Source organism: Streptomyces sp., assembly GCF_031178505.1.
GTDB lineage: Bacteria > Actinomycetota > Actinomycetes > Streptomycetales > Streptomycetaceae > Streptomyces > Streptomyces gulbargensis.
In genome coordinates this window covers 1-3,345 of the sequence record NZ_JAPSIW010000758.1, presented here as the reverse complement: position 1 = coordinate 3,345, position 3,345 = coordinate 1, and the positions used below count along the sequence as shown (strand labels likewise).

The 3,345-nt window shown below is 73.1% G+C and carries 4 protein-coding genes; 1 reads left to right on the top strand and 3 read right to left on the bottom strand.

Going from position 1 to position 3,345, the window contains the following annotated elements:
- A partial coding sequence (locus RIF68_RS31850; protein ID WP_375165764.1) for a ricin-type beta-trefoil lectin domain protein occupies positions 1–1,504 on the top strand: 1,504 nt, incomplete at its 5' end.
- Positions 1,505–1,579: 75 nt separating this feature from the next.
- On the opposite strand, the gene RIF68_RS31845 is transcribed toward RIF68_RS31850, so the two are convergent.
- From RIF68_RS31845 to RIF68_RS31835, 3 genes are all read right to left on the bottom strand, one after another.
- On the bottom strand, positions 1,580–2,227 hold the full coding sequence (locus RIF68_RS31845; protein WP_309054740.1) for a lipoprotein: 648 nt from the start codon (positions 2,225–2,227) through the stop codon (positions 1,580–1,582).
- Positions 2,228–2,299: 72 nt separating this feature from the next.
- Positions 2,300–2,947, bottom strand: a complete 648-nt coding sequence (locus RIF68_RS31840) for an HAD family acid phosphatase (protein ID WP_309054739.1) — start codon at positions 2,945–2,947, stop codon at positions 2,300–2,302.
- A 208-nt stretch (positions 2,948–3,155) separates the two neighbouring features.
- Positions 3,156–3,345, bottom strand: a 190-nt coding sequence (locus RIF68_RS31835) for a fumarate hydratase C-terminal domain-containing protein (protein ID WP_309054738.1), incomplete at its 5' end; no start/stop codon positions are given.

The window sequence follows — 3,345 nt, the reverse complement described above, 5'->3', positions numbered from 1 at the left end:
CGTCGCGGCCGCGGCCGCCGCCACGCTCGCCGCGACGACCGCCGCACCCGCCGGAGCCGCCGGGACGGCGGCCACCGTGACGGCCGGCCAGGTCTCGCGGACCGCCGTACCCCTCCCGCCCGAGCTGGAGGCGATCCGTGCCGCCGAGGCCACCCGCATCTACGGCAGCCCCGAGGAGCGCCCCCTCGACCAGCGGAAGACCGGCCTGATCTCCCTCGGCGACAGCGAGATCTCCGGCGAGGGCGTCGGCACCTACGAGCCCCCGACCAACGGCCCCGCCAACTGGTGCCACCGCTCCCCGGACGCCGCCATCCACCGCACCGGGATCCCCGCGGACCTCACCTTCAACGTGTCCTGCTCCGGCGCTTCCAGCGTCAACATCAGGATCGGCGGCTCGAAGCAGTACGCCGACGAACTCGTCCAGAGCGACAACCTCGCCGTCAAGGCCCGCAACACCCGCCTCAAGATGATCGTGCTCGTCTCCGGCGCCAACGACGACCTGCAGTTCGGCCCCGTGATGACCGACTGCGTCCAGCGCTTCGTCCTCAGCCAGGGCCCCTGCGCACCGAAGTACGCCCCCGGCTGGCAGTCCCGGGTCGACGCCCTCGTCCCCAAGACCGAGCAGGTCGTCCGTGACCTGCGCACCGTCATGCGCGACGCCGGGTACGCCGACGGCGACTACAAGCTCGTCGTCATGGGTTACCCGAGCCCCATCGGCCCCGACTTCCACGACAACCCCGGCTTCCCCGGCAAGCTGGCCTGCGGCGGCATGGGCTACGACTCCGACACCGTCTGGGGCCGCGACAGCGCCGTCCCCGCCTTCGAGCGCGGCATGCGGAAGGTCGCCGCGAACACCGGCGCCGTCTACCTCGACAACTCGCGCCTCTTCCACGGCCACGAGGTCTGCATGGAGGACACCTGGGCCCGGGGCCTCTACGTCGACCTCTCCAAGCCCGGCGGCCTCGACGAGAACTCCGTACGGCAGTCCTTCCACCCCAACAGGAACGGCCACACGGCCTTCGCCTCCTGCCTGACCCAGCTGTACGCCTCCGGGCTGCGCGAGGCGAGCTGCGCCGACGTCAACTCCTCCGGCCGGCCCGCCCTCTTCCCCTTCGCCTGGGACGACGTCTACAAGCCGCTGAAGAACCAGGCCACCGGCAACTGCCTCGACACCGACTCGGCGAAGAGCGCCAACGGCACGCGGGTGCTCGGCTGGGACTGCCACGGCGGTCGCAACCAGGGCTGGTGGTACGACCCGGCCCGCCGGACGCTCCACACCGAGCTCACCCAGGACCGCTGCCTGGACGTGCCGGACTCCGCCTACCGGGCGGGCACGGCCGCTGTCCTCTGGAACTGCCACGGCGGCACCAACCAGACGTTCGTCCGCGACGGCGCCACCCTGCGTCCCGCCGCCGCGCCCCACCTCTGCCTCACCCAGAGCGCGCCGAAGGAGCCCGTCCGGCTCCAGCCCTGCGACGGCTCGGCGAACCAGCGGTTCGCCTGACCGACGGGAACGCCGCGGCCTCCGGCGCCCGAGCGGCGGGGGCCACGGCGGGCCTCCCGGACCGCGGGTCCCGGATCAGAGGGCCTTGACCGTGGTGCGGGCCAGTTCGTAGGCGGGCAGCATCGCCCGGTGCTCGTCGGTGTCGAGTCCGCCGAGGTGGACGATGACCGTGCCCCGCCGGGTCGCCACGGCGAAGGCCCGCTCCTCCTTGACCTCGCCGAGCGCTTCGTTGTGCGCGGTGTACGTGACCTCGGTGGCGGGCAGCGCGCCCGCCACCGTCTCCCGGTAGGTGACGCGCGAGGTCTTCTTCTCCGCCTTCACGAACCCCTCGAGGGCGGTACGCGCGGAACCCTTGCCCCCGGCCGTCCAGATCCGCAGGAACCCGAGGTGCCCGGCCGGCTTGCCGTCCACCTCGCAGCGGGCGAACGCCGGCCCGCGGCGGGTCAGCGCCGCGAACTCCGGGTTCTCGGCGTCCTCGATCGCCTCCGGCTCCCAGTCCGCGGCGATCCCGAAGGAGACGGGCAGCGCGCAGGCCGTGCCGGGGCCGCCCAGCGTCGCCGCGGCCGTCACCCCGGCGGTCGCCGTCGCCGTGGCGGGGGCCGGGGCCGGGGCCGTGGAGGCCTGCGGGGCCGTGGCGCCGGACCCGCAGCCGGTCAGCAGCCCCGCCGTGAGCAGGACGGCCGGCACGGCGGCGGCCCGTATCGAACATGGTCTCTCTGGCATGGCGCCATCATCCCCGACCGGCGGGGCCCGTCCGCGCGGGGCGGGGGCGGCGTCCGCCCCCGCCCCCGGGCGTCAGGAGAGCTTGCCGTAGTCCGGCAGCTTGAAGGTGCGCTCGGCGTGGCCGCCGACCAGGTCGGTGGTGTTGTTGCCGATGTTGGCGATGATCGTGTAGCCCTTCGCCTCGATCTCCGCGCGCTTCTCCGTCTTGTACGCGCTCACCTCGCCGAACAGGTCGGGCAGCGAGCGCACGTACAGACCGTCGACCGGGTAGCCGACCTGCCGCAGGTTCCAGTCCGTGAGGGAGTGGATGATGCCGGGCCGGGCCGTCACGAAGAAGATGTCGACGCCGCGCGCGTGCGCGTCCCGGACCAGGGTGCGGACCTCGGGGATGGCGGGGGTCGGCAGCTCCCAGAACGGGTGGAAGTCGGTCTCCAGGGAGCTGTTGTCGATGTCGAGGACGATCGCCTGCTTCTCCCGGCCGGCGTCCTTCGCGCGCTCCTCGATGTACGGGCGGGCCTCGGCCACGACGGCCGCCACGTCCCGGCGCCAGGTCCCGTAGTCGACGTCCGCGACGGCGGCGGTCGAGGCGACGTGCGTGTCGGGGGCGGCGGCCACGGCGCCCGGCGCGGGGCCGACGACGAGGAGCGCGGTCAGGGCGAGCGTGGCGGTGGTACCGGTGGTCCTGGCGGAGGGCAGGACGGAGTTCAGGGCGGAGGGCATGGGGGGCTCCCGAGAGGTCGACCGACTCAGTGGTTGACATGCTCGCGACCCATACTGGCCAGTGGGCGACGGGAGGGCTACCAGTCGGTAGCGACTTTCTGAGCGGGCATCGACGACGCGCCGGTGCGGCGGCCGGCGTCCCCGCGACGCGGAAGCCCCCCGGCCCGGAAGGCCGGGGGGCTGTGACGGCGAGGGAACTGACGCCGCGTTACGACAGCTGGGAGCCCTGGCGCACCGGGATGTGCGTGAAGGTGGGCTCCGGAGCCGGGTTCTGGAAGAAGTCGTTGCCCTTGTCGTCCACCACGATGAACGCCGGGAAGTCCTCGACCTCGATCTTCCAGACCGCCTCCATGCCGAGCTCCTCGTACTCGACGACCTCGACCTTCTTGATGCAGTCC

Excerpts from the sequence above, each read along its gene's own strand:
- RIF68_RS31845 (WP_309054740.1), bottom strand. The coding sequence starts at position 2,227 with ATGCCAGAGAGACCATGTTCGATACGGGCCGCCGCCGTGCCGGCCGTC.
- RIF68_RS31840 (WP_309054739.1), bottom strand. The coding sequence starts at position 2,947 with ATGCCCTCCGCCCTGAACTCCGTCCTGCCCTCCGCCAGGACCACCGGT.